Consider the following 24,880-nt stretch of genomic DNA (forward strand, 5'->3'; position numbering starts at 1 on the left):
GTTGTCGACACGTGGATATCTCGACGGCCGTGCACAGTCACCCTCCGTCGTCCACGTCCTGTCCCCGCTCCGCCCCCTGCCTGTCCCCAGTCCGTGCCCAGGTCCGTCGGGCGTGCGCCGCCCGGCACCGGCGGGAGGTGGGGACGACGGCCCGCCGCAGCGGAGAAAGCGCAGGTCGGCGCGGCAGCGCCGAGCTGCGTGCACACATGGGGAACCACCTGGGGACGGAACGCGGTGCGACCGCTCCCCGGAGACACCCGGTCACTCACCGATCACGATCTCCCCAGGGTGTGCACATCCCTGGGGACAACTCGGCGGGATGTCGACGACACGGAGTCAGGTGACCGCCGGTCAGCCGCGCGACGACGGGCCACGACCCGGGTACGACCGGCCGCCGTCGACGTCCACGGCTGTGGACAGCGGGCGCGGCGTCCACACGCCGGCGGTGCTGCCGGTGGGCGCTACTGGCGGGCCCGGCTCTTGATGCGCGCGGTCAGCTCGGTGACCTGCGTGTAGGTGGCCCGGCGCTCGCTCATCAGGTTGGTGATCTTCTTGACCGCGTGCATGACCGTGGTGTGGTCCTTGCCGCCGAAGGAGGCGCCGATCCGCGGCAGGGACAGCTCGGTGAGCTCCCGGCACAGGTACATGGCGATCTGGCGGGCGTTGACCAGCGTGCGGCTGCGGTTGGCGCCCTGCAGCTCCTCCATCGTCACGGAGAAGTACTCCGCGGTCGCGGCCATGATGATCGCCGCGGTGATCTGCGGGCCCTGCTCGTCGCTGATCAGGTCCTTGAGCACCAGCTCGGCCAGCGGCAGGTCGACCTGCTGCTTGTTCAGGCTGGCGAAGGCGGTCACCCGGATCAGCGCGCCCTCGAGCTCGCGGATGTTGGTCTGCACCTTGCTCGCGATGAACTCCAGCACCGCGTCGGGCACCTGCAGCCGCTCACCGTAGGCCTTCTTCCGCAGGATCGCGATGCGGGTCTCGAGGTCCGGGGCCTGGACGTCGGTGATCAGTCCCCACTCGAACCGCGTGCGCAGCCGGTCCTCGAGGGTCGTCAGCTTCTTCGGCGCCCGGTCGGAGGTGATGACGATCTGCTTGCTGGCGTTGTGGAGCGTGTTGAAGGTGTGGAAGAACTCCTCCTGCGTCCGCTCGGCGCGCTCCAGGAACTGGATGTCGTCGATGAGCAGGAAGTCGATGTCCCGGTAGCGGCGGCGGAAGTCCTCGGCCCGGCCGGAGTGCACCAGGTTGATGAACTCGTTGGTGAACTCCTCGGTGCTGACGTAGCGCACCCGCACGTTGGGGAACATCCGCGCCGCGTAGTGCCCGATCGCGTGCAGCAGGTGGGTCTTGCCCAGGCCGGAGTCGCCGTAGACGAACAGCGGGTTGTAGGCCCGCGCCGGTGCCTCGGCGACGGCGACCGCCGCCGCGTGGGCGAAGCGGTTGCTGTTGCCGATGACGAAGCTGTCGAAGACGTACTTGGGGTTCAGCCCCGGGTCCAGGCCGGCCGGCGGACGGCGGTCGCCGAACAGCGGCACCGCCCCACCCGCGGTCCGGCCGGTGTTCCCGCGCCGCTGGGCGGACTCCTCGGGGGCGTCGTCGCCGAGGTCGAAGGGCAGCACCTCGGCACCCTCGCCGGCCGGGACCCCGCGGCGCCGGCCGCCGCTGCGCCCGCGGTTGGCCGGGCTCCAGTCGGTCCCGGGCCACTCGCCCGCCCCGTCACCGGAGGGTGCCGGCGGCTCGGCGGCGGCCGCCGGCACCGCGTCGTGGCGCTGGGTGTCGTAGGGCGAGCGGGGACCGGACTCGAACGGTGACGGCTCGAAGGGCGCCCGCTCCAGCGGCCGGGCGTCGCTGCGCACACCGAAGGCGCTGCGTCCGTCGTCGGCCCGCTCGCGGTCCTCGTCGGTAGGGCCGGCGTCGACCGGGGCCCACGGGCGGCGGGTGGGCGCCTGGTCGGGCTCCGACGCGGCCGACGCCGGGGAGTCCTCGAGCTGGATGGCCACGCCGATGTCACGGCCCAGCTGCTCGGAGAGCGCCTCGGCGAGCACCCGGCGCATCCGGGACTCCAGCACGGTCTGGGTGAACTCGTTGGGCGCGGCCAGGACCGCGGTACCGCCGACGAGCCCCACCGGCCGGGTGAGGTTGAGCATCGCGTTCTGCTGCCGGGTCAGGCTGGTGGCCAGCCGCTCGCGGACCGAGTCCCAGACCTCCGCCAGGTCCTCCGTGGCATCGGCCATGACCGTGTCCTCCCCTTGCAACTCGTCCCCGCTGTCGCGACCTCGGTGTCCCCGTGGCCGGCGTCCCCGTGCCGCGGTCGTCCGGGATGTGGACATCCAGGCACACGGGATCCACACGAGTGTCCACAGGCTGTGCACGACTGGCGACAGGGCGCCTTGTCGACCCGCTGTCGCGGGACGGTCCGGCGTCCTCGCTGGTCGGGAGGGAGGTCGTGATACGGCTCGAGGCGGACGGCGGTCAGGTCGACCGGGTGGTCGGCCCCCGGGCCGGACGGACTGTCCGGACCGGAGCGACGGCGACGCTAACAGCCCCGTCCACAGCCCGGCAACGACGTCCGGGGACGTTCGGGACGTCCGGTCCGCGTGTCGTTCGGCGTGTCGTCCCCCATCCGTCGGCGTGCCGACACGGCGCGTCCGCCCGGCCGGTGCAGCCTGACGGGTCGGTATCGTGTCGTCCCGGCGTCGGCGGGAGGTGCCCGGAGGGGTGTGCCTGGAGCGGGGTGCACAGAACGGTGCCGACGGCGTCCTCGGTCCTGACGGACCTCGGTTATGCTGGTCGGAGTCTGTGGACCGGTCCGGGCAGTTCCCCCCGGTCGGGCCGCAGCGACCAGCCTCGCGGGGTCCCGCGGAGGAGCCCGCCGCCCCTCCCCGGAGCCCCGCCGCGTGCCTGCCCGCCGGCCGGCCGCACCACCGATGTCCTGCCGTAGGAGTACCCCGTGAGCAAGCGCACCTTCCAGCCGAACAACCGCCGCCGGTCCAAGACCCACGGCTTCCGGCTGCGGATGCGCACCCGCGCGGGCCGAGCGATCCTCGCCGGCCGCCGCCGCAAGGGCCGCGAGAAGCTCTCCGCCTGAGGTGCTGCCCGCGCAGGCCCGCCTGCGCCGGCGTCCGGAGTTCACCGCGGTCGTCCGGTCGGGCCGGCGCGCAGGTCGGCCGACCATGGTGCTCCACTTCCTCCCCGTCCGACCCCCGGCCCGCACGGCCGGGGGTCTCGACGTACCCGCGGACGGTGCGGCGGGCGGCCCCCGGGCCGGGTTCGTGGTGGGCAGGGCGGTCGGCAACTCCGTGGTGCGCCACCGCGTGACCCGGCGGCTGCGCGCCGTCGTCCGCGAGGAGCTCGGCCGGCTGCCCGACACCGCCGACCTGGTCGTCCGGGCCCGTCCCGAGGCGGCGACGGCGACGTCGGAGCAGCTGCGCCGCGACCTGAGCGCAGGCCTGGACCGGGTGCTCGGCGACCGGCCCCCGGCCCCGCGGACCCGCTCGTGAGCACCCGCGGGGAGCGGCGCCCCGGACCGCTGGCGCGCGCGCTGCTGGCCGGCGTCGGCTTCTACTCCCGCGCCATCAGCCCCGCGCTGCCTCCGCGCTGCCGCTTCGCGCCGACCTGCAGTGCCTATGCCGCCGAGGCGGTCGCCGTCCACGGCGCCGGCCGCGGCTCCTGGCTGGCGCTGGTCCGGCTGCTGAAGTGCGCGCCCTGGCACCCCGGCGGCCACGACCCGGTCCCGCCGCCCCGCGCGGACCGGCGACGCCCTGGAACCGGCGGCGACGGCCGCACGTCGAGGACTGCAGGACCCGCAGCGGCTCCGGCCGCCGTGGTGCCCGCCGCCGACGGCGCCCGTCGTCCCGCCACCGAGACCCCGCCGGCTCCCCGCCGGACCCCGCAGCAGGAGGCTGGCGTTGCTTGACTGGCTGTACACCGCGATCGCCTGGGTCATGAAGCAGTGGCACGCGGTGTTCTCGACGTTCCTGCCGCCCGCGGGCGGCATCACCTGGGCCCTGTCGATCGTCTTCCTGGTCGTCACCGTCCGGTTGATCCTCTTCCCGCTGTTCGTCAAGCAGGTGAAGAGCCAGCGGGCGATGCAGGAGATCCAGCCGGAGATCCAGAAGCTGCGCAAGCAGTACGGCGCCGACCGTCAGGGCTTCAGCCAGGCGATGATGGCGCTGCAGAAGGAGCGCGGGGTCAACCCGCTGGCCGGCTGCCTGCCGATCCTCCCGCAGATCCCGGTCTTCCTCTCGCTGTTCCACGTCCTGCGCCGGCTGCGGCCGGACGCCCAGGGGCTCTACAGCTGGGACGACCAGCTCACCGACCAGGCCGCTCGCGCGGAGTTGTTCGGGGCGCCGATCTCCTCGTCGTTCAACATGACGGGGCAGAAGGCCACCGACATCCTCGCGCTGCCGGGCGTCACCGAGGGCGGCATCCGCGTGGTCGCGCTCGTGCTCATGGTGATCATGTGCGCGACGACGTTCTTCACGCAGAAGCAGATCATGGCGCGATCCGGCCCGGTCGAGGGCCAGGCCGCGATGGTGCAGAAGTTGCTGCTCTACGGCATGCCGATCAGCCTCTTCGTCACCGGCTTCTTCTTCCCGATCGGCGTCCTCCTGTACTGGATGACCAACAACCTGTGGACGCTGGGCCAGCAGTTCTTCATCCTCCGCAAGATGCCCCCGCCCGGGTCGCCCGGTGCCACGGCGAAGGCCGCGACCGACAAGCCGGCGATCGACCCGAAGGCCCTGGCGCCCAAGCCCGGCGCCAAGCCGGTGCGCACGAAGGGCCCCCGCCCCGCGAGCGGCGGCGTGGCGCTGACCAAGGACGGCGGCACGGTGGACGGCGCGGCCGGCGGCACCGTCGACGGCGTCCCTGACGGCACCGCAGCGGCCGGTACGGCTGCCGACGGCGTCGGCGCCGACGGCACCGGTACGCCCGGCACCGGCGCGACCGCGTCCGGCGCGACCGCGTCCGGCGGGACCGCGTCCGGTCGCCCCGGCGGCGCCAGCCGCTCCTCCCGGCCGTCGAACCGCGCGCCGCACGGCCGTCCCGCCGGCACCGGCGGGAAGCGCAAGCGCCGCTAGACCCGGGTCCGCACCGGCGTCCCCGCGACGCCGTCGCCCGCGGACCCGCCGGGAGGACGCCGCGCTCCCGCGCGCCCCCCGGCCCCCGACCACCGGGCCCGCCCCGGCTGCCCGCACCGACTGGAGGTACCTCCGTGAGCGTCCCGAACCAGAGCCCGGCCGCCACCGCGCCGGCCGAGACCCCCGACCTGCCCGACGCCGACGACGACAGCGCCGACGCCGTGCTCGAGCCCACCGACGAGGCCCCTGCCGACGGCACCTCCGACGGCGCCGCCGGCAACGGCCGGGCGGCCGCGGCCGGCGGAACGGACCTGCTGGTCCGCGAGGGCGACGTCGCCGGGGACTACCTCGAGCGGCTGCTCGACATCCTCGACGTGGACGGCGACATCGACCTCGACGTCGAGGGCGACCGCGCGTCGGTGGCCATCGTCGGCGGTGACCTCGACGACCTGGTGGGCGCCGACGGCGCGGTGCTGGAGGCGCTGCAGGAGCTCACCCGGCTCGCCGTCGCCCAGTCCACGGGCGTCCGCAGCCGGCTGATGCTCGACGTCGGCGGCTACCGGGCCCGCCGCCGCGCGGACCTGACCGCCATGGCCGCCGAGGCCGCGCGCCGGGTGGCCGGCGGTGGGCAGGCCGAGCGGCTGGCGCCCATGAACCCCTTCGAGCGCAAGGTCGTCCACGACGTCATCGCCGGCGTCACCGGGGTCCGCAGCGAGTCGGAGGGTGAGGAGCCCCACCGGCGCGTCGTGGTCCTGCCGGAGCGGTGAGCGACTCTCCCGTCCCGTCCGCCCCACCCGCCCCGGAGGTCGCGGCCTCCGTCTTCGGGGAGGGGCTGCCCGGCGCCGAGCGCTACGTCGCGCGGCTCGCCTCCGACGGCGTCACCCGCGGGCTGATCGGCCCGCGGGAGGTCCCGCGGCTGTGGGAGCGGCACGTGCTCAACAGCGCCGCCGTCGCCGAGGCGGTGCCCGAGGGTGCCCGGGTGGTGGACGTCGGCAGCGGGGCCGGCCTGCCGGGGATCCCCCTGGCGCTGGCCCGCCCCGACCTGCGGATGACGCTGGTCGAGCCCATGGCCCGGCGGGTCGAGTTCCTCGAGGAGGTCGTCGGCGAGCTCGGCGCCGCCTGGCGGGTCGTCCGCGGCCGTGCCGAGGAGCGCTCGGTCGTCACCGCGGTGGGGCCGGTCGACGTCGTCACCGCCCGGGCCGTCGCCGCGCTGCCCCGGCTGGTGGGCTGGTGCCGCGGACTGCTCCGCCCGGGTGCCCAGCTGGTGGCCCTCGTCGGTGCCCGTGCGCTGGAGGAGCTGCCGGCGCTGCTCCCGGACCTGGAGGCCGCCGGGATGCGCGACGTGCACCCTCGGGCTGTCGGCGCGGGGCTGGGGGAGGCTGCCACTACCGTGGTGGTGATGACGCGGGGCCGATCGTGAGGCCCCGTCGCACGGCGACGACGGCGTTCCACGTGGAACGCGCACAGGCACCCGCCCCGTTCCACGTGAAACGGGACGGCAGGGAGGACCCGCGATGACCGACCCGGGCCAGCGGCTGCGCAGCAGTCTCGCGGCCGACTCGCCGGCCGGTTCCGCCGGGGAGTTCGACAGCCCCATCGCCATGGAGGCGCTGCGGGCCACCCGGGTGCTGCACGCCGCCGACCAGGAGCCGTTCCCGCCACCCGGCCGCATCCGGGTCATCACCGTCGCCAACCAGAAGGGCGGCGTCGGGAAGACCACCTCGACGGTCAACCTGGGCGTGGCGCTCGCGCTCTACGGCCTGCGGGCGCTGGTCATCGACCTCGACCCGCAGGGCAACACGAGCACCGCCCTCGGCGTCGAGCACACGGTGGGGACGCCGTCCATCTACGACGCCCTGGTCGGGGACAGCTCACTGGCCGACGTCGTCCACCCGACGACGGCGAGCCCGAACCTGCGCTGCGTGCCGGCGACGATCGACCTGGCCGGCGCGGAGATCGAGCTCGTCTCGGTCGTCGCGCGCGAGTACCGGCTGCGCCGGGCTATCGAGGGCCACATCCACGCCCTGCCCGAGGACCAGCGGCCGCACTACGTGCTCATCGACTGCCCGCCGTCGCTGGGGCTGCTCACGCTCAACGCGCTGGTGGCCGGCGACGAGGTGCTCATCCCGATCCAGTGCGAGTACTACGCGCTGGAGGGTCTGGGCCAGCTGCTCAACAACATCGAGCTGGTGCGCGCACACCTCAACCCGGGGATCGCCGTCCGCACCATCCTGCTGACGATGTACGACGGCAGGACGAAGCTCGCCGACCAGGTCGCCGAGGAGGTCCGCAGCCACTTCGGCGACCTGGTGCTGCGGACGGTCATCCCGCGCAACGTCCGGGTGTCGGAGGCGCCGGGGTACGGCCAGTCGGTGCTCACCTACGACCCGGGGTCGCGGGGCTCGACCAGCTACGTCGAGGCCGCCCGCGAGCTCGCCGAGCGGGGCGTGCACCTGGCGCCGGAGACCGATCCACGGCCGATGGGCCCGCCACCTCCCCCGCTGCCGCCGGCGACCGCTCCCATGCCGGCGATCCGTCCGCAGACGGGCCGGGCCACCGGCTCGCGCACGGACAGCTCCCTCGCGAGCGGGGCCTTCGCCGGTACCGACGCCGCCGTCCTGCCCGTTCCCACCCCCGTCGACGAGGAGACCCGATGAGCAAGCGTGGCGGCCTCGGCCGGGGGCTGGCGGCGCTGATCCCCACCAGCGCCCCGCCGGTCGAGCAGCCGATGCTGCCCGAGACCGACGGCGGCGGCCCGGCACACGCCGCTGAGACGCCCGTGGCCCCTGGGACGGCCGGGACGCCGTCGGCGTCCGTGACGCTGCTCCCACCGGCCGCCCAGGCCGCCGCCACGGTCGCCGCGCAGGCCGTGTCGTCGGCCGGTGGAGCAACCGTCGGCGTCCCCGGCGCCCAGCTGCGCGAGGTCTCCGTCACCGACGTCGTCCCCAACCCCCGCCAGCCGAGGCAGGTGTTCGACGACGAGGCGCTCGAGGAGCTCACCTACTCGGTGCGCGAGTTCGGCCTGCTGCAGCCGATCGTCGTCCGCGAGCGCGGCGAGGGCGGCTACGAGCTCATCATGGGCGAGCGCCGGCTCCGGGCCGCCCGCGCCGCCGAGCTCGAGACGGTGCCGGCGATCGTCCGGGACACCGAGGACGACGCCCTCCTGCGCGACGCGCTGCTGGAGAACATCCACCGCGTCCAGCTCAACCCGCTGGAGGAGGCGGCGGCCTACCAGCAGCTGCTCGAGGAGTTCGGCGCCACCCACGAGGAGTTGGCGCAGCGGATCGGGCGCAGCCGCTCGCAGGTCACCAACACCATCCGGCTGCTCAAGCTGCCGGTGAAGGTGCAGACGCGGGTCGCCGCCGGGGTCATCTCCGCCGGGCACGCGCGGGCGCTGCTGGGTCTCGACGACGCCGAGGCGCAGGAGGCCCTGGCCGCGCGCATCGTCGCCGAGGGGCTGTCGGTGCGAGCCACCGAGGAGGCCGTCGCGCTGGCCGCCGCCGAGCAGCCGGCCTCCCGCCGCCGCAGCCGCCGGTTCAACGCGCCCGGCGTCGAAAACCTCGCCGGCCGGCTGTCCGACGTCTTCGAGACCAAGGTGAAGATCCAGATCGGCCGGGCCAAGGGGCGCATCGTCGTCGAGTTCGGATCGGTGGACGACCTGCAGCGCATCATCGGCCAGATGGCGCCGGACATCACCGGTCGCCGGGACGAGCCGGACGACGTCTGACACCACAGAGCCCGGGTTCCGTCACGGACGGAACCCGGGCTCTGTGGAGGGGACCTCAGGCGGTGCGGGCCCGGCGGGTGAGCAGCCGGGCGAGGACCTCACCCAGGTCGTGACCGGCGGCCTCCACGGCCATGGGGAACATCGACGTCTCGGTCAGTCCCGGGGACACGTTCACCTCGAGGAAGTGCACCTCGCCGTCGGGCGTGACGATCGCGTCGGTGCGGGACAGGTCGGCCAGGCCCAGCACCTCGTGCACCCGCACCGCCACCTCCGCCGCACGGGCGGCGACGTCGTCGGCCAGACGGGCCGGCGCGTGGTACTCGGTCAGGCCCGGGGTGTAGCGGGCGGTGTAGTCGAAGACCCCGGACTCCGGCTCGATCTCCACCGCCGGCAGGGCCTCGGGTCCCTCCCCCAGGTCGACCACCGACAGGGCCACCTCGACGCCGTCGACGAACCGCTCGACCAGCACCGTGTCGCCGTAGGCGAAGCAGCTGACCATCGCGGCGGGCAGGTCCTCGACCCGGGTGACCTTCTGCGCGCCGAGCGCGGAGCCGCCGGAGGCGGGCTTGACCATCAGCGGCAGCCCGAGCCGGGCGACGATGAGGTCGAGCACCGCGCCGGCGCCGAGCTCGCGGAAGGTGCTGTGCGGCAGCGCCACCCAGTCCGGCGTGGTCACACCGGCGGTGCGCACGACCGACTTGGCGGCCGGCTTGTCCCAGGCCAGCCGGCAGGCGGCGGCCGGGGAGCCGACGTAGGGGACGCCGGCCAGGTCCAGGACCGCGCGCAGGGCGCCGTCCTCACCGGTGGCGCCGTGCAGGGCGACGAAGACCGCGTCGGCCGGCGCGGCGGCCAGGCCCGGCAACAGCTCCGCGTCGGCGTCGCGCAGCTCGGCGTCCACGCCGACGCGGGCGAGCTCCTCGACCACCTGGGTGCCCGAGGAGAGGCTGACCTCGCGCTCGAAGGTCAGGCCACCGGCCAGGACGACGGCGCGCAGGGGGTTCTCCTCGGTGGGCCGGTCGGCGACCGGGGAGGGGGCGGGCTCGGTCACGGGCGTCAGTCCTCGATCCGGTCGCTGTTGGCGGGGCCGACGACGGTCCCGGCAGCGGTGCCGTCGGATCGGCCGACCGCGCGGAAGGTGCCGGTGTCGACCGCGTCGAAGGTGGAGTGCAGGTCCAGCTCGGCCTCGATGACCCGGGCGAGGCGGCGCACGCCCTCGCGGATCTGGTCGGGCTCGGGGTAGCAGTAGGACAGCCGCATGTACTCGCGGCCCGACCCGTCGGCGTAGAAGCCGATGCCCGGCACGTAGGCGACGTGCGCGCCGACCGCGCGCGGCTGCATCAGCTTGCTGTCCAGGCCGGCGGGGAGCTTCAGCCAGACGTAGAAGCCGCCGTCGGGGCGGGTCCAGGTGGTGCCCGGGGGCATGAGCGCGTCGAGGGACTCCAGGGTGGCGTCCCGCCGCTCGCGGTAGAGCTCGGTGAAGAGCTTGATCTGCTCGCGCCAGGGCTGGGTGTCCAGGTACCGGGCGACGGCGTACTGGGTGAGCGACGGCGGGCAGAGCACCTGTGCCTCGGTGGCCAGCACGAGCTTCTCGCGCACGGCGAGCGGCGCGAGCACCCAGCCCACGCGCAGGCCCGGCGAGAAGGTCTTCGAGAACGAGCCGAGGTAGATGACCCGCTGGGCGTCCCGGGCACGCAGCGCGCGCATCGACTCGTGGTCGAAGCCGAGCAGGCCGTACGGGTTGTCCTCGATGACCAGCAGGTCGTACCGGTCGGCGATGTCGACGATCGCCTGGCGGCGCGGCTCCGACAGCGTCACGCCGGCCGGGTTGTGGAAGTTGGGCACCGTGTAGAGGAACTTCACACGGTCGCCGTTGGCCCGGCACTCCAGGAGCGCCTGCTCCAGCGCCTCGGGGACCAGGCCGTCGTCGTCCATGGCCACGTGCCGCACGCGGGCCTCGGCGGCCTGGAAGACCCCGAGCGCGCCCACGTAGGACGGTCCCTCGGCGAGGATGACGTCGCCCGGGTCGACGAAGACGCGGGTGACCAGGTCCAGGCCCTGCTGGGAGCCGACGGTCACCACGACCTCGCTGGGCGAGGCGTCGGTGATGCCCTCGAGCGCCATGACGTCGCAGATCCGCTCGCGCAGCCGGGGGTCGCCCTGACCCGAGCCGTACTGCAGCGTCTGCGCGCCCATCCCGCTGACCAGCTCGCCGATCATCGAGCCGACAGCGTCCAGCGGCAGCGCCGTGACGGCGGGCATGCCACCGGCCAGCGAGACGACCTCGGGCCGGCTGACGACGGAGAAGAGTGCCCGGATCTCCGAGGCCTTCATGCCGTGCGTGCGGGCTGCGTACCGGTCGGCCAGCGGGTCCAGCCGCGGATGGCGGGGCACCACGTGCCCGTGCTGCTGCGGCGGCGTGCGGTGCGGCTGGCCGTGCGACGGCGGGAGAGAGGCCACGGACCGAGTGTAGGGAGACGCCGCGGCGCGCCCGCCCGACACGTCCGGTGAGACGGACCCGTCACACCTGGGGCGCCAGGCGCCCCACGCGTCACACGCTCCGGTCACGCCCTCTGGGGCAGCACGAAGGTGCCGGTGGGCGGGTCGGCGTCGGCGGGCAGGAACAGCCGCTGGACGGCGGCCAGGACGGCCGAGGCCACCGTGCCGCGCAGGCGGGCGTCGAGCAGCAGCAGCCGGTCGACCGGGTGGGACAGGTAGCCGACGTCCAGGCGCACCGCGGGCATCCGGGTCATCCGCAGCAGGTCCCAGGTCTTGGGGTGCCCGCCCAGGTCGAGCATGCCGGTCCGCGCCACCACCTCGCGCCGCGCGAGGTCGGCGAAGCGCTCCCCCACCGTCGACGACGTCCCGGAGCCGGTGCCGTAGTAGTAGCTGGCGACCCCGCGGGCGTGCGGGGAGTCCTGGGCGTCCACGTGCAGCGAGATGAACAGGTCGGCGCGGGCGTCGTTGGCGAACGCGGTGCGCTCGGCCGGCGTCGGGTCCTGGTGGCGGCCGCGGGTCAGGTAGACCGTCGCGCCCGCGGCGGCCAGCCGGCCCTCGATGCGGCTGGCGAGGTCGAGCACGAGGTCGGCCTCGGTGGTCTCACCGGCGGCGAAGCCGGTGTCCGCGCCGCCGTGCCCGGGGTCGACGACGATGCGCCGGCCGATGAGGTGCGGGCCGCTCTCGACGAACGAGGCGCTCTGCCGCAGCAGCTGGGGACGTCCGCCGGTGACCTTGCGGCCGAGCTGGCGCAGCGCCCGCAGCGTCGCCGGGCCGCAGGTGCCGTCGGCGGTGAGCCCGTAGTCGCGCTGGAAGGCCTGCAGGCCGGTCTCGGTCTCCCGGCCGAAGATGCCGTCGGCGCGGCCTGCGTCGTAGCCGAGCTCGAGCAGCCGCTCCTGCAGGTTGGTGACGTCGTCGCCGCGCGCGGGCCGCACCGGGTCGTGGTGCAGCAGCCGGTCGCCCAGCGACCAACGCGCCTCCGACAGCGCCCGGTAGGTCTCCTCGCCGACCCGGCCGTCCACCGACAGGCCGCGCACCTGCTGGAAGTGGCGGACCGCGAGCTCGGTGGCCCGGTCGTAGACGCCGTCGGAACCCGGCTCGAGCAGGCCCAGGCTGCGCAGCGCCGCCTGGACGTCGGCGACGGCGGCTCCGTGGCTGCCCGGACCCAGAGGCTGCATGTCGCTCTCGCTACCCATCGTGCTCCCGATTGTCGCCTCTGCGACCGCTGTCGGCCCAGCCGGGTGTCCCGGACCGGCCCGGGAGGTGTCCCGGAACGGCGAGGGCCCGCTCGTCCGGGTGGACGAGCGGGCCCTCGCTGACCGTCTGCGGCCCGTCCCGGAGGACGAGGGCTCAGAGGTAGTCGGACAGGTCGGAGAGGATCGCGCCCTTCGGCTTGGCGCCGATGATGCTCTTGACCGGCTTGCCGCCCTGGAAGACGGTCATCGTCGGGATCGACATGACCTGGTAGTCGCGGGCGATCTGCGGGTTCTCGTCGATGTTGAGCTTGGCGATCGTCAGCTTCTCGCCGTGCTCCTTCGCGATCTCCTCGAGCACCGGGGCGACCATCTTGCACGGCCCGCACCACTCGGCCCAGAAGTCGACGAGGACGGGCTTGTCACTGCCCAGCACCTGGTCGGCGAAGGTCGCGTCGGTCACCGTCACGGTGTTGCCTGCCATGGTCGTTCTCCCTGTGTCGCGTTCGAGGTCTGGAAGTGGGCTTCCGGGGGTGACAACCCGCGGAGGGGGCGCGCTATGCCCGGGGCCGGTACCCCGGCCCGGTGGTCGACTCAGCGCTCGTCGAAGGTCTCGGCGAGCCAGCGCTCGGCGTCGATGGCGGCGGCGGCACCGGTGCCGGCCGAGGTGATCGCCTGGCGGTAGACGTGGTCCACCACGTCGCCGCAGGCGAAGACGCCGTCGATGTTGGTGCGGGTGCTGGGGTGCTCGACCTGCACGTAGCCCTCGTCGTCGAGCTTGAGCTGCCCGGCGAACATCTCGCTGCGCGGGTCGTGGCCGATGGCGACGAACAGGCCCGAGACCGGGAGCTCCTCGGTGATGCCGGTGGCGACGTCGGTCAGCTGCACGGCGGCGACGGTCTGGTCACCGATGACGTCGGTGACCTGCTTGCCGAGCGCCCAGCGGATCTTCTCGTTGTCCTGCGCGCGCTTCTGCATGATCTTCGAGGCGCGCAGCTCCTCGCGCCGGTGCACCACGGTCACCGTCTTGGCGAAGCGGGTGAGGAAGGTGGCCTCCTCCATCGCCGAGTCGCCGCCGCCGACCACGACGATGTCCTGGTCGCGGAAGAAGAAGCCGTCGCAGGTGGCGCAGGCGGAGACGCCGCGACCGAGCAGGCGCTGCTCGTTGTCCAGGCCGAGGTACCGGTACTTCGAGCCGGTGGCGACGATGACCGCGTGCGCGAGGGTCACCTCGTCACCGACCTTGACCACCTTGGGCGTGGCCGTGAGGTCGACCTCGGTGACGTCGCGGGCGACCAGCTCGGCGCCGAAGCGCTCGGCCTGCTGGCGCATGTCCATCATCAGCTGGGGGCCCTGGATGCCCTCGGCGAAGCCGGGGAAGTTCTCCACCTCGGTGGTGGTCATCAGGGCGCCGCCGAACTGGGAGCCCTCGAAGACCAGCGGGTGCAGGTTGGCCCGGGCGGCGTAGACGGCCGCGGTGTACCCGGCGGGACCCGATCCGATGATGACCAGGTCACGGACGCCGTCGTGCTCCGCGGGCGGGATCACGGGCGAGTGGACCTCGGTGGTCGTCGCGGGGCCGGGGGTGGGCTGGGGATCGGTCACGCGCGGCACAACGACGCATCGTAGGGCGGGATTCCCGCCGGCAGGCCGCTGACGTGCGGCTCACCCTCAGGTGGCAGGGGTGACGCCGACCTCGGCGAGGGTGGCGGCGAAGCCGTCCTCGGCGGGCACGAGGCCGGTGACCCACACCAGCACGTAGCGCGCGGTGACCGGCTCCTCGAAGGCGAGGTCGGTGGTCCCGTCGACGCTGCCCGAGGTGGCGACGGCGAAGGAGTCGAGGTCGCCGTCGGGGGCGCCGCCGGTGCGGACCTCGACCGCGATGCCGGGCGTGGTGGTCGTCAACGTGATGCCGCCGACCGCCTGGTCGGAGCCGAGGTCGTAGACGATCCCGACGCCGGGCTTGAGGTTGCCGAAGTCGGCCGAGCCCCGGTAGTTCAGCGTCGACCAGGTGCTGGCCGGGTCGCCGTCATAGGTCGCGGGGACCTCGTCGTCGTTCTCCGGCTCGCCGTCGCCGAAGGGGTCGAACACCGAGGCGCCGGTGATGCCGACCAGTGGGCCGGCGGCGGAGGAGGGCGCGGCGCCGTCCTCGGCGGGGGGAGCGCTGCTCGTCCCGGCGGGCGGCGCGGTGCCGGGCCGCTCGTCGACGTCGCCGGCGACCGACAGCAGGTTGGTGCCGACCCACCAGGCCAGCAGCACGACGAGGACGACCGCGGCCAGCAGCAGGCCGCCCACCATCAGCCGGCGGCGGCCGGGGCGGTCCACCTCGTCCTCGTCGTAGCCGTCGGCGGCGTCCCCGAACACGTCGTGGACGTCGGCGTCGTCGTACGCGGGCTCTGCCGACACGGGCGGGAGCCCGCGCGCGCGGCCGGGGGGCACCGGCGGCAGCGTGTGCGGGTCGAGCCGCTGCGGGTCGTCGTCGGGGACCTCGGCGACCGCGGCGGCCTGCCTGGCGTCCCGGTCGGTCTCGCGGTCGGCCTCCCGGTCGGCCTCGCGGTGGTCGCGCAGCCGGCGCAGCCAGCCGCTGTCGCTCTCGTCGCCGCTGCGGACCGGGACGGAGCCGTGCGACCGCGGGCGCTCGGCGAGCAGGGCGGCCATCGCGGCGGCACTGGCCAGCCGCGCACCGGGCTCGGAGGAGCGGGCGCGGCGGACGAGCGCGGCCAGGTCGGGCGCCCCGATGACCGGCGGGTGGCCGGGGACGCCGTCGGGACCGGGGACACCGGCCCGCCGGCCGGTGAGGCAGTACTCGAGCAGCGCGCCCAGTGCCGCGATGTCCTCCTGGACGGTGCCCGTGGCGGCGGGGACGGCGCGCAGGCCGACCAGCCCGTTGGGCCGCAGGACGACGGTCTCGGGGCTCAGCCCGCCGACGGCGAGGCCGACCCGGTGCGCCTCGGCGACGCCCTCGGCCAGCCGGCGCAGGACGGTGCGGGCCTCCCGCTCGCCCATCGGCCCGGAGTCCAGCCGCTCGGCGAGGGTCCGGCCCTCGATCCACTCGTTGACGACGTAGGCGACGCCGCTCTCGCCGCCGTTGCCCTCGGAGGCGTCGTAGACCATCGCCAGCGCGGGGGTCGCGAGCCCGCCGGCGGTCAGCGCGCGGGTGATCCAGCCGCGCGCCGCGGGGCCACCGGGCACGTGCACGCGGATGGCGACGTCACGGTTGAGGATCCGGTCCTTGGCGCGCCAGCAGTGGATGACGCCGGTGTCGGTGCGTTCCTCGGGGCCGACCTCGTCCAGCGGGCGGTACCGGTCGGGGAGGCCGGTGATCGTGGCCGTCATGGACGCGTCCGACCCCCTGTCCTCTCCCCCGGCGGCGCGCTGCCCCGAGGACGGCGCCCGTGCCCGCGAGCCCGCGGCTCACCCGCGGCCCAGCCGCGCGCGGACGGCGGCGAGGGGTCCCCGGAGCTCCGGGATGCGGGCGAGCACGAACCCGGCGAGGGCCGTGACGCCGACGACCACGGTACCGATCAACAGGGTCCCGAGCGAGCCCGCCACGGACGATCCCAGGGCGTCGTCGGTCACGCGGACGACGACCCAGCCCAGACCCGCGGCGACGGCGGCGGCCACCACCATGCGCAGCACCGGGCCGAGCGCGCCGCCGCCCCGCTCGCCGGTGAGGTGCCGCCGCAGGGCGAGGTGCCCGAGCACCCAGCCGGCGAGGTAGGTGAGGCTCGTGGCCAGCATGAGCCCGGCGACGACGTGGCGGGGCTCGACCAGCACCGGGACCAGCAGCAGCAGCGGGACGCGGACCACGACCATGCCGACCTGGATCAGCGTCGGCGTCCGGGCGTCCTTCATGGCGTAGAAGACCCGCAGCTGCAGGAGCGTGACCGCCATCGGCAGCAGGCCGAAGGCGCCGACGGCCAGTGCCTCGCCGATCCCCCGGGCGTCCTCGACGGAGGTGTTGCCGCGGGCGAAGGCCACGATCCCCAGTGCCGGGCCGACGACGGTCAGCGCGGCGGCCACCGGCAGCAGCCCGAGCGCGGACAGCCGGGTCCCGAGCGCGAGGTCCTGGACCACGCCGGGGACGTCGTGCCGGGCGGCGGCGCGGCTCATCCGCGGCATCAGGGCGGTGAGCAGCGCGACACCGATGATCCCGTAGGGCATCTGGAACAGCAGGCTGCCGTAGGCGAACGCGCTCGAGCCCAGGCCGCCCTCGCGGGTGGCCGCGTTGGCCACGCGGGTGGCCACGATGACGCCGATCTGGCTGACCGCCACGTAGAGGACCACCCACAGCCCCAGCCCGCCGGCCTCGCGCAGGCCGGTCCGGCGCAGGCTCCAGCGGGGCCGCAGCGGGACGCCGGCCCGGTGCAGCAGCGGCACGAGGACCAGCGCCTGGACGGCGATGCCGAGCAGCGTGCCGCCGCCGAGCAGCCAGACCTGACCGGGGGTGACGGCGGCCGGGACGAGGCTGCCGGGCCCGCTGGCCATCACGAACAGCACGCCGGTGGCGATGACCACGACGTTGTTGAGCACCGGCGCCCACGCCGGCGGGCCGAAGACGCCGCGGCTGTTGAGGATCGCCTGCGCCAGCGCACCGACGCCGTAGAAGACGATCTCCACCAGCAGGATCCGGGCCAGCCAGTTGGCCAGCCGCACCTGCTCGGGGTCGCCCTGGATGCCGTAGAGGGCCGTGAGCAGCGGAGCCACGGCGACGGCGACGGCGGTGACCACCACGAGCCCGGCGATGGCCACCGTGGACAGCCGCTGCGCGTAGCCGACGCCGCCGTCGCGGTCGCGCTCCTGGGCGTGCACGAGCAGCGGCACGATGACCGAGGTCAGGACGCCGCCGAGTAGCAGCTCGTAGACGATGTTGGGCAGCGTGTTCGCGGTGTTGTAGGCGTCGTTGACCAGCCCGACGCCCAGCGCCGCGGCCAGCACCATCGTGCGCAGCAGGCCGGTCACGCGGGAGACCAGCGTGGCCACCGCCATCGTCCCGGCGGCCCGCAGGATCCCGCGGCTGCCGCCCGGGGCGCCCTCGCGCTCCTGCGCCTCCTCCTCGGTCTCCCCCTCGGGCGCCTGCGGGACCGGCGGCAGCTGCAGGATCGGGATGACCTGCGTCTCGTCGGCCGGGATGAACCGGCGCCGGGCCGGCGGGGGGACCGGCGGCAGCGGCCGGGGCGCCGGCCGCGCGGCCGCGGCCGGGGGGGTGGCCGCGGCCGGGGGGGTGGCCGCGGACACCGCTGAGGGCGCTGCCGGGGGCACTGCTGGGGTCGCCGCGGGGGTGGCGGGCGGCCGCGGCCGGGCCGGGGGCGGTACCGGCGGCATGGGACGGCGGGGCGCGGCACCCGTGAGGTCCGAGCCGGGGGGCGGCGCCACCGGGTACGGGGCCGGGGGCAGCGGCCGCGAGCGCTCGCGGGCCGGCCGCGACGGTGAGTCCCCCGACGCGACCGCCGGGGGCACCGGCGGCAGCGGGCGCTGCCCCGGCTCGCGGGCGGGGGCGTCCTCGTCGCTGCGCTGGCGGCCGGTCACACCGGGCTCCGGCTGGGCGGCCACGCGGCTCCGGCGCCGTCGGGGAGCTCCTCCTCGGCCCGCCCGCGGCGGCGCAGGAAGAGGACCCCGCGGCGGAGGAAGAGCAGCCCGAGCAGGACGGCCGCGCCGATGGTGATCGACAGCGAGATCGTCCCGTAGGCGGTGCTGCGGACCTGGATGGCGACGTCGTCGCCGAGGGTCCCGCCGCCGGGGGTGGTCAGGCTGGCGGTGACGGCGAAGCGCCCCGACTGGCGGACCTGGGTGGGGACCTCCAGCGTCGTGCGCTGGCCGGGGGCCAGTTCCTGCGCGCTGAGGTCGCCGATGGTCAGCCCGACGTTGTCGCGGGTGCGCACCTGCGGCAGCACCCGGACGGCGAAGGGCAGGTCGTTCTGGACGGTGAGCACCAGCGGCGCGTCGCTGGAGGCCAGGCTGTAGGTGCCGTCGGCCGGCGCCACCAGGGTCACCCGGTGCCGCAACCCCCCGACGGTCTCCCGGACGTCCCGCGCGGCGGCCAGGAAGCCGGCCGGGTCGTCCCGCCAGGCCGCTGAGGCCACCCGGGCCAGCGCGGCGTCGACGGAGGCCAGCGCCGTCGCCGGGTCCTCGCCGACGACGGCGCCGGCCAGGTCGTCGCGCAGGCCGGCGGCGGTGGCGAGCTCGCCGAGGCCGGAGGGGTCGGGCAGCCCGGCCCCGGCCTGGTCCAGCGGCGTACCGGCGTCGGCGACCGGGCCCGAGGCCAGGTCGGTCAGCGAGGCCGGGCGCAGGCCGGGCAGCGCCGTGTCGGCGATCATCGCGGCGACCGCCTCGGGATCGGGGTCGACGTCGCGGCCGGGGGCGACCAGGACGCTCTGGCCAGCGGGGTCGGTCCCCGCCTGCTGCGAGACCAGCACCAGCTCGGCGAGGTAGCGCTGCTCGGCGACCCGCGGCCCGCCCTCGGCGGTGTCCGCCGTGTCGACGACGGAGGACAGCCCGGCGTCGACCACCAGCGCCTCGACCGGGCCGTCGCCGGCGGGCACGGTCGCCCGCGCGGCGGCGCCGCCGTCGGGGACGCCGAGCACGGCGTCCCCGACGCTCAGCGCCGTGGAGGCGACCACCACCTGCTCGACCCCACCGGCGCGCAGCGTGGTCAGCGTGTCGGGCCGCAGGGCCCCGCCGGGCGCCCAGGCGAGGTCGGTCCGCGGCGCGACCCCGAGGACGTCGGTGAGCAGCGCGGCGCCGGCCGGTCCCGGTGAGGCGTCGGTGGCGGCGGGCCGCACGTCCGTGGCGCCGGGGTCCCCGTCGGTGCCGTCCCCGCCGGTCGGGGCGTCGGGCAGCGAGCGGGTGAGCGCGTCCGTCAGCCCGGTGGCCTGCAGCGCGTCGGCGTCGACGTCGCCGTAGGGCAGGGCGACGACGGGGTGGTCGGCGGCCGCGGCCCGCAGCCGCTCCAGCCACGCGCCGGCGGCCTCGGTGCCGGTGCCCGCGCCCTCCTCGCCGGCCACGTCGTAGGGGCCCTCGGCCATGACCGAGAGCTCCTCGACCAGCGCCGGGTCGACGGCGAGGGTCACCGGGGCGACCGGGGTCGGCTCGGGGGCGCCGGGCGCCAGCACCGCCGGCAGCCGCTCGACCACGGCCAGCGCACGGTCGAGCCGGCCGCCCTCGGACACCGCACCGGCCAGCCCGTCGTCGGTGAAGTCGCCGGCGGCGTCGCGGTGGCTGCGCTCGGTCAGGGGCCACAGCCAGGCGACGGCCGTGGCCGTGGCCGGAGGCGCGGTCTGCTGCACCAGGTGTGTGCGGATCTCGCCCACCCGGCGCTGCCCGCCGTCGGCGCCGGTGCCGTTGAGGTTGAGCAGCAGCGGGTAGACGCCGTCGCCGCCCAGGGCCAGGTCGGCGGTGGTCGCGGTGACGGTGAACGGGAGGGTGTCCCCGGGCGCGAGCGCTCCCGGCAGCGGGGAGAAGGGCGTGCCGACCACGGTGGCGAGGTCGGCGTCGGCGTCGGTGGCGAGCAGGTCGGCCCGGGTGGTGACGACCCCGCTGCGCTGCAGGCGGATGCCGAGGTCGGTCAGCGTCTCGCTGCCGGTGTTGGTGAGGGTGCCGGCCAGGGTCACCGTGCCGCCGGGGGCGACCGTGCGCGGGTCGAAGCGGGTGAGGTCGACGGTGACCGGGCGCTCGGCGGCCGGTGCGGGCGCGGCCGGTGCCGCCGCCGCGGGGGACACGGGGGCCACGACCGACGCGAGGACGGGCGCGGCGGCCAGCGGGAGGGCCAGCAACGCCGCCGTCAGGACGCGGTTCACCGTCCTCCCGTGCCGGCCGGCCCCGGGGTGCGGGGGACTCTGCCTGGGACGGACCTCGGGGTCCGGGTCACGCACTGTCGGCGAGCAGTGCGGGCGCCCGCTCGACCAGCGCCCGCTCGTCGGCGTAGGCCAGCCGGCCGGCCAGCTCGTCGAGGGGGACCCAGGCGACCTCGGTCACCTCGACGTCGGCGTCGGACAGGGCGCCACCGATGGCGCGCAGCAGGAAGTGGTGCACCGTCTTGTGCACGCGACGGCCCTCGGCGACGAACCAGAAGTCGATGATCCCGAGCGGGGCCAGCACCTCACCGATGATCCCGGTCTCCTCGGCGACCTCCCGGACGGCGGTGTCCTCCGGGGTCTCGCCCTCCTCGATGTGGCCCTTGGGCAGGGACCACAGCAGCCGGCCGCGCCGGTCGGTGCGCCCGATGAGCGCGGCGCGAGGACCGGTGAGGGGGTCGTCGGCGACGACCAGGCCCCCCGCGGAGGTCTCGTCGACCCGGCGCAGACGGCGACCGGGACGCCCTCGTCCGCCCGTCCCTGCCATGCGAGGAGGGTAGCGCGAGCCGCGCCACTACCCTGGCTCGTCGTGTCCGGAGAGCCGCAGAGTCGCCCGGCCGTCGGGGCAGTCCCGCCGGCGGTACAGCAGACCGTGCGGGAGCTGGTGGACGTCTCCCCGGTGCTCGTGGAGCTGGGCGGGCGCTTCGCCGCCGCCGGGTTCGAGGCGCACCTGGTGGGCGGCTCGGTGCGCGACGCGCTGCTGGCCGCGGGCACCGAGGCGGCGGCGCCGGCCGGCGACCTCGACGTCACCACCGACGCCCGGCCGGAACAGGTGCTCGGGCTCCTGCGCGGCTGGGCGGGTTCCACGTGGAACCAGGGCATCGCCTTCGGCACCGTCGGCGCCGAGGTCCGCGGCACCCGGCTGGAGATCACCACCTTCCGCGCCGACCGCTACGACCGGGAGTCGCGCAACCCCGAGGTGGCGTGGGGCGACTCGCTCGTCGACGACCTGGCCCGCCGGGACTTCACGGTGAACGCCATGGCGGTGTCGCTGGGTCCCGACCGCACGGTCACCGACCCGTTCGGCGGTCTCGGCGACCTGCTCGCCCGCCGGCTGCGGACGCCCGGAGCGGCCGCGGACTCCTTCGCCGACGACCCGCTGCGGATGCTGCGGGCGGTCCGCTTCGTCGCCCAGCTCGGTCTCACGCCGGCCGACGAGGTGGTCGGGGCCATGACCGCGATGTCCGGCGAGCTGGCCCGCATCACGCCGGAGCGGGTGCAGGCTGAGCTGTCGAAGACGCTGCTGCAGGACTCCCCCCGGGCGGCGCTGGAGCTGTTCGTCTCCACCGGCCTGGCCGACGTCGTCCTGCCCGAGCTGCCGGCGCTGCGCATGGAGATCGACGAGCACCACCAGCACAAGGACGTCTACAGCCACTCGCTAACCGTGCTGGACCAGGCGATCGCGCTGGAGCGCGCCGACCCGGACGCCCCGTCGCCGGACCTGGTGCTGCGGCTGGCGGCGCTGCTGCACGACATCGGCAAGCCGGCCACCCGCCGGCACGAGCCCCGCGGCCGGGTCTCCTTCCACCACCACGAGGTGGTCGGCGCCAAGCTCGTGCGCAAGCGGCTGACGGCGCTGCGCTACCCGAAGGACGTCGTGGAGGCGGTCGCGCGACTGACCTTCCTGCACCTGCGGTTCCACGGGTACGGCCGCGGCGAGTGGACCGACTCGGCGGTGCGCCGCTACGTCACCGACGCGGGCGACCTGTTGTCCCGGCTGCACAAGCTGGTCCGCTCGGACTGCACCACGCGCAACCGGCGGCGGGCCGCGGCGCTGTCGGCCACCTACGACTCCCTCGAGCAGCGGATCGCGGAGCTGTCGGAGGCCGAGGACCTCGCGCGGGTCCGGCCCGACCTCGACGGCAACGCGATCATGGAGATCCTCGGCCTCCCGCCCGGCCGCGAGGTCGGCGAGGCCTGGCGGTTCCTCAAGGACCTCCGGCTCGAGCGCGGCCCCCTCGACCGCGACGAGGCCGAGGCCGAGCTGCGCGCCTGGTGGGCCGCGCGCGTCTGACTCCCCCGCGCGCCCGGCTCACCCGCGCCCGGCTCACCCGCGCGGGTGGCACCGCCCGCCCGGCCCCTGCCCCGGCTCCCCGTCCGCCGGTAGGACGGACGGCCGGACCACGGGACGGGGCGACGGGTGCACGGGGCGGGACAGCAGCAGCGCGGCGGACGGCCGCCGTGGCCGTCGGAGCTGCCGCCCGGGCAGTGGCGGCCCCCCGTGCCGCCGCCGCTCCCGCCGGCCCTCCCGGCCTCACCCACCGCTCCCGCCTCGCCCACCGGCCGGGTGCCGCGGTGGGTGCTCGACGAGGCCACCGGCCGCGCCGTGGACCCCGCGCCCCGGCGCGCGTGGGAGGGCGGTCCCCCGCAGCCGCCGCGCCTCTGGTCGCCCGCCGTCCGCGGGGTGCTGTCGGTCGCCCTGGTCCTGGTGCTCCCCCTCGGGGCGGCCGTCCTGGCCGGCCCGCGCCCGTGGCCCTGGGAGGCCGGCTCCGCGTCCACCTCCCCCGACGTTCCGGCCCCCGGGGTCGGCGCGACGGCGGACCGGCCCACGCCCGGCCACGAGGCGGCGGACGCACCGCTGGGCACGCCGGCGGCGGCCTCCGCCACCGGGACGTACGCCTTCGTCGAGCACCAGTCCACCGACGACGCCGTCCCGGTCGCCTACGACCCCTGCCGGCCGGTCCACTGGGTCATGCGGCCCGACGGCGCGCCACCGGGCGCGACCGGCCTGGCCGAGGAGGCGTTGTCCCGGCTGTCGGCGGCCACCGGACTCCGGTTCGTCTTCGACGGCACCACCGACGAGGCGTGGTCGCAGGACCGGGCGCCGTTCCAGCCCGGCCGGTACGGCGACCGCTGGGCGCCGGTGCTGCTCACCTGGGCGACGCCCGACGAGGTCCCGGCCCTGGAGGGCACCGTCGCCGGCGTCGGCGGGAGCCAGGCCGCAGCGGCCGGCGCGACGTGGGTCTACGTCACCGGGGCGGTCGCCGTCGACACCGGCTGGACCGACACCGTCGCGGGGTCGGCCGAGGGGCGGGCGGCGATCCGGGCGATCCTCATGCACGAGTTCGCCCACGTGCTCGGCCTCGACCACGTCGACGACCCCGCGGAGCTGATGCACCCGGAGTACCGGGGGCAGGAGGGCTTCGGCCCCGGCGACCTCGCCGGGCTCGCGGAGCTCGGCCGCGGCGCCTGCGCGCCGGGCCTCTAGACCTGCGCGGGCCGCCGGCTGCCGCGGAGGAACGCGGCGGCGGTCAGCGCGTACACGGCCGCGACGGCGACCAGCACCGGCACCGAGACGCCCGAGGCCGGCAGGACCAGCGCACCGGCCACCAGCGCCGCGACGTAGGTGACGTTGACGAGGGTGTCGTAGACGGAGAACACCCGGCCGCGGACGTCGTCGCCGAGGGACTCCTGCAGCGTGGTGTCGACGCAGACCTTCACCCCCTGCGCGACGAAGCCGAGCACGAACCCGGCCGCCACGACGCCCGGCGGCGAGAAGGTCAGCCCCAGGAGCAGTTGCAGCGCACCGCCCCCCGCCAGCAGCAGCGCCGTCCACCGCCGGCGACCCAGCCGGCGCACCGCGGCCGGGGTGACCAGCGCCGCCAGCAGCGTGCCCACCGCGCCCGCGCCGACGACCTGGCCCAGGCCGACCAGTCCGCCGGGGAACAGCGGCCCGGACCCCTCGAGCAGGGGACCGCGGTAGAGCAGCAGCGACACCAGCGTCAGCAGGCCGTAGCAGACCCGGTGCCCGGCGATCGCCAGCAGCGCGGCCCCGGCCGGCGGGTGCGCCGCCACGGACCGCACGCCCTCGGCCATCCCGGCGACGACCTGCCGCGCCGTCAGCCCGGCCGAGCGGGTGGCGGTGTCCGGGCCCAGGTCGGTCCGGCCGAAGCCGGCGGCGGTGGCGGCTGCCGCCAGGTAGGGCAGCGCGGCGCAGAGCGCCACGGCCGCGTAGCCGGCGTCCCCGGCCGGTGCCAGCTGCACCAGCCCCACCGCGACGCCGCCGCCGCCGACGGTGGCCACCGCGCCGGACGTCGTCGACAGGGCGTTGGCGGTCACCAGCGTGCCGGCGTCGGCGGTGTGCGGCAGCCCCGCCGACAGCGCCGACAGCACGAACCGGGTCACCGAGAAGACCGCGAGCCCCGCGACGGCCAGCGGCAGGCCGGCCGCTCCGCCGAGGACCAGGGCCGCGACGACGGCGACCAGCCCGGCGCGCAGCAGGTCGGCGTGTACGAGCACCTGCCGCCGGCTCCACCGGTCCAGCCAGACGCCGGCGAACGGGCCGAGGAGCGAGTAGGGCATCAGGAGGACGGCGAAACCGGCTGCGACGGCGAGCGGATCGGTCGCCCGCTGTGGGTTGAACAGCACGGTCCCGGCGAGGGAGGCCTGGAAGACCCCGTCCCCGACCTGCGCGGACAGCCGGGTGAGGAGCAGCCGCCGGAAGTCAGGGCGGGACAGCAGGTGCCGCACGGTCGGAGCGGCCCGCTGCACCGGGTCACCCTACGGCGCGGGCTCGACCTCCCCCGGGCCCCG

The 24,880-nt window shown here is 75.8% G+C and carries 21 protein-coding genes; 10 read left to right on the forward strand and 11 right to left on the reverse strand.

Translation table 11 applies throughout. The features are described from left to right. Nucleotides 1-461 precede the first annotated feature (461 nt). A complete protein-coding gene (gene dnaA / locus BM414_RS22025; RefSeq protein ID WP_093583000.1) occupies nt 462-2,234 on the reverse strand; it encodes a chromosomal replication initiator protein DnaA in 1,773 nt (590 codons plus the stop codon). A gap of 716 nt (nt 2,235-2,950) precedes the next feature. Between dnaA and rpmH the strand changes: the two genes are divergently transcribed. The 8 genes from rpmH (at nt 2,951) to BM414_RS22065 (ending at nt 8,808) form a co-directional block, all read left to right on the forward strand. Continuing rightward, nucleotides 2,951-3,088, forward strand: a complete 138-nt coding sequence (rpmH, locus tag BM414_RS22030) for a 50S ribosomal protein L34 (RefSeq protein ID WP_040338882.1) — start codon at nt 2,951-2,953, stop codon at nt 3,086-3,088. 1 nt (nt 3,089) lies between these two features. Then, a complete protein-coding gene (gene rnpA, locus BM414_RS22035; RefSeq protein ID WP_093583002.1) occupies nt 3,090-3,500 on the forward strand; it encodes a ribonuclease P protein component in 411 nt (136 codons plus the stop codon). Then, nucleotides 3,497-3,916, forward strand: a complete 420-nt coding sequence (gene yidD / locus BM414_RS31885) for a membrane protein insertion efficiency factor YidD (protein ID WP_425432367.1) — start codon at nt 3,497-3,499, stop codon at nt 3,914-3,916. Before rnpA ends, yidD begins: the two co-directional genes overlap by 4 nt. Beyond that, nucleotides 3,909-5,081 (forward strand): membrane protein insertase YidC, encoded by a 1,173-nt coding sequence (yidC, locus tag BM414_RS22045; protein WP_175551735.1) that lies wholly within the window; start codon nt 3,909-3,911, stop codon nt 5,079-5,081. The genes yidD and yidC overlap by 8 nt, the downstream gene beginning before the upstream one ends. 134 nt (nt 5,082-5,215) lie before the next feature. Further along, nucleotides 5,216-5,848, forward strand: a complete 633-nt coding sequence (locus BM414_RS22050; RefSeq protein WP_175551736.1) for a Jag family protein — start codon at nt 5,216-5,218, stop codon at nt 5,846-5,848. Then, nucleotides 5,845-6,501 (forward strand): 16S rRNA (guanine(527)-N(7))-methyltransferase RsmG, encoded by a 657-nt coding sequence (gene rsmG / locus BM414_RS22055; protein ID WP_093583006.1) that lies wholly within the window; start codon nt 5,845-5,847, stop codon nt 6,499-6,501. The genes BM414_RS22050 and rsmG overlap by 4 nt, the downstream gene beginning before the upstream one ends. Before the next feature lie 94 nt (nt 6,502-6,595). After that, entirely contained in the window at nt 6,596-7,738 is a 1,143-nt protein-coding gene (locus BM414_RS22060) for a ParA family protein (protein ID WP_093583008.1), read from the forward strand. Next, on the forward strand, nt 7,735-8,808 hold the full coding sequence (locus tag BM414_RS22065; RefSeq protein WP_093583010.1) for a ParB/RepB/Spo0J family partition protein: 1,074 nt from the start codon (nt 7,735-7,737) through the stop codon (nt 8,806-8,808). Before BM414_RS22060 ends, BM414_RS22065 begins: the two co-directional genes overlap by 4 nt. A 55-nt stretch (nt 8,809-8,863) precedes the next feature. Here the strand turns inward: BM414_RS22065 and BM414_RS22070 are convergent, their stop codons facing one another. The 9 genes from BM414_RS22070 to BM414_RS22110 all read right to left on the reverse strand — a co-directional run bounded on the left by BM414_RS22070 (nt 8,864) and on the right by BM414_RS22110 (nt 20,834). Next, a complete protein-coding gene (locus BM414_RS22070) occupies nt 8,864-9,856 on the reverse strand; it encodes a D-alanine--D-alanine ligase family protein (protein ID WP_093583012.1) in 993 nt (330 codons plus the stop codon). A 5-nt stretch (nt 9,857-9,861) separates the two neighbouring features. Further along, nucleotides 9,862-11,265 carry an aminotransferase-like domain-containing protein gene (locus BM414_RS22075; protein ID WP_093583014.1) on the reverse strand — a complete coding sequence of 468 codons (1,404 nt, stop codon included), beginning with the start codon at nt 11,263-11,265 and terminating at the stop codon, nt 9,862-9,864. 104 nt (nt 11,266-11,369) lie between these two features. Further along, nucleotides 11,370-12,479, reverse strand: a complete 1,110-nt coding sequence (locus BM414_RS22080) for an N-acetylmuramoyl-L-alanine amidase (RefSeq protein WP_093583110.1) — start codon at nt 12,477-12,479, stop codon at nt 11,370-11,372. A 172-nt stretch (nt 12,480-12,651) separates the two neighbouring features. Next, entirely contained in the window at nt 12,652-12,978 is a 327-nt protein-coding gene (gene trxA / locus BM414_RS22085; RefSeq protein WP_093583016.1) for a thioredoxin, read from the reverse strand. A gap of 110 nt (nt 12,979-13,088) precedes the next feature. Beyond that, nucleotides 13,089-14,099, reverse strand: coding sequence for a thioredoxin-disulfide reductase (trxB, locus tag BM414_RS22090; protein WP_217644874.1), 1,011 nt, complete (start codon nt 14,097-14,099; stop codon nt 13,089-13,091). Nucleotides 14,100-14,165: 66 nt separating this feature from the next. Beyond that, nucleotides 14,166-15,830, reverse strand: a complete 1,665-nt coding sequence (locus BM414_RS22095; protein ID WP_093583018.1) for a protein kinase family protein — start codon at nt 15,828-15,830, stop codon at nt 14,166-14,168. A gap of 78 nt (nt 15,831-15,908) precedes the next feature. Continuing rightward, nucleotides 15,909-18,047, reverse strand: a complete 2,139-nt coding sequence (murJ, locus tag BM414_RS22100; protein ID WP_245784900.1) for a murein biosynthesis integral membrane protein MurJ — start codon at nt 18,045-18,047, stop codon at nt 15,909-15,911. After that, complete coding sequence (locus BM414_RS22105) at nt 18,020-20,290, reverse strand: DUF6049 family protein (RefSeq protein WP_093583020.1); 2,271 nt, start codon at nt 20,288-20,290, stop codon at nt 18,020-18,022. The genes murJ and BM414_RS22105 overlap by 28 nt, the downstream gene beginning before the upstream one ends. A 67-nt stretch (nt 20,291-20,357) precedes the next feature. Then, on the reverse strand, nt 20,358-20,834 hold the full coding sequence (locus BM414_RS22110) for an NUDIX hydrolase (protein WP_093583022.1): 477 nt from the start codon (nt 20,832-20,834) through the stop codon (nt 20,358-20,360). 42 nt (nt 20,835-20,876) lie between these two features. Between BM414_RS22110 and BM414_RS22115 the strand changes: the two genes are divergently transcribed. Both BM414_RS22115 and BM414_RS22120 read left to right on the forward strand, forming a co-directional pair. After that, nucleotides 20,877-22,361, forward strand: coding sequence for a CCA tRNA nucleotidyltransferase (locus tag BM414_RS22115; protein ID WP_245784901.1), 1,485 nt, complete (start codon nt 20,877-20,879; stop codon nt 22,359-22,361). A 207-nt stretch (nt 22,362-22,568) separates the two neighbouring features. Then, a complete protein-coding gene (locus BM414_RS22120; RefSeq protein WP_093583118.1) occupies nt 22,569-23,555 on the forward strand; it encodes a matrixin family metalloprotease in 987 nt (328 codons plus the stop codon). Here BM414_RS22120 and BM414_RS22125 read toward each other — a convergent pair. Further along, the gene (locus tag BM414_RS22125; RefSeq protein WP_093583024.1) at nt 23,552-24,838 is read right to left on the reverse strand and encodes an MFS transporter; all 1,287 of its coding nucleotides are present in this window, start codon (nt 24,836-24,838) and stop codon (nt 23,552-23,554) included. The genes BM414_RS22120 and BM414_RS22125 overlap by 4 nt on opposite strands. Nucleotides 24,839-24,880 lie beyond the last annotated feature (42 nt).

Source organism: Geodermatophilus amargosae (assembly GCF_900116515.1).
Lineage (GTDB): Bacteria > Actinomycetota > Actinomycetes > Mycobacteriales > Geodermatophilaceae > Geodermatophilus > Geodermatophilus amargosae.

What these genes read in the sequence shown, in the direction of transcription:
- dnaA (WP_093583000.1), bottom strand. Translation starts at nt 2,234, where the DNA reads ATGGCCGATGCCACGGAGGACCTGGCGGAGGTCTGGGACTCGGTCCGC.
- BM414_RS22060 (WP_093583008.1), top strand. Translation starts at nt 6,596, where the DNA reads ATGACCGACCCGGGCCAGCGGCTGCGCAGCAGTCTCGCGGCCGACTCG.
- BM414_RS22065 (WP_093583010.1), top strand. Translation starts at nt 7,735, where the DNA reads ATGAGCAAGCGTGGCGGCCTCGGCCGGGGGCTGGCGGCGCTGATCCCC.
- BM414_RS22080 (WP_093583110.1), bottom strand. Translation starts at nt 12,479, where the DNA reads ATGCAGCCTCTGGGTCCGGGCAGCCACGGAGCCGCCGTCGCCGACGTC.
- trxA (WP_093583016.1), bottom strand. Translation starts at nt 12,978, where the DNA reads ATGGCAGGCAACACCGTGACGGTGACCGACGCGACCTTCGCCGACCAG.
- BM414_RS22095 (WP_093583018.1), bottom strand. Translation starts at nt 15,830, where the DNA reads ATGACGGCCACGATCACCGGCCTCCCCGACCGGTACCGCCCGCTGGAC.
- BM414_RS22110 (WP_093583022.1), bottom strand. Translation starts at nt 20,834, where the DNA reads ATGGCAGGGACGGGCGGACGAGGGCGTCCCGGTCGCCGTCTGCGCCGG.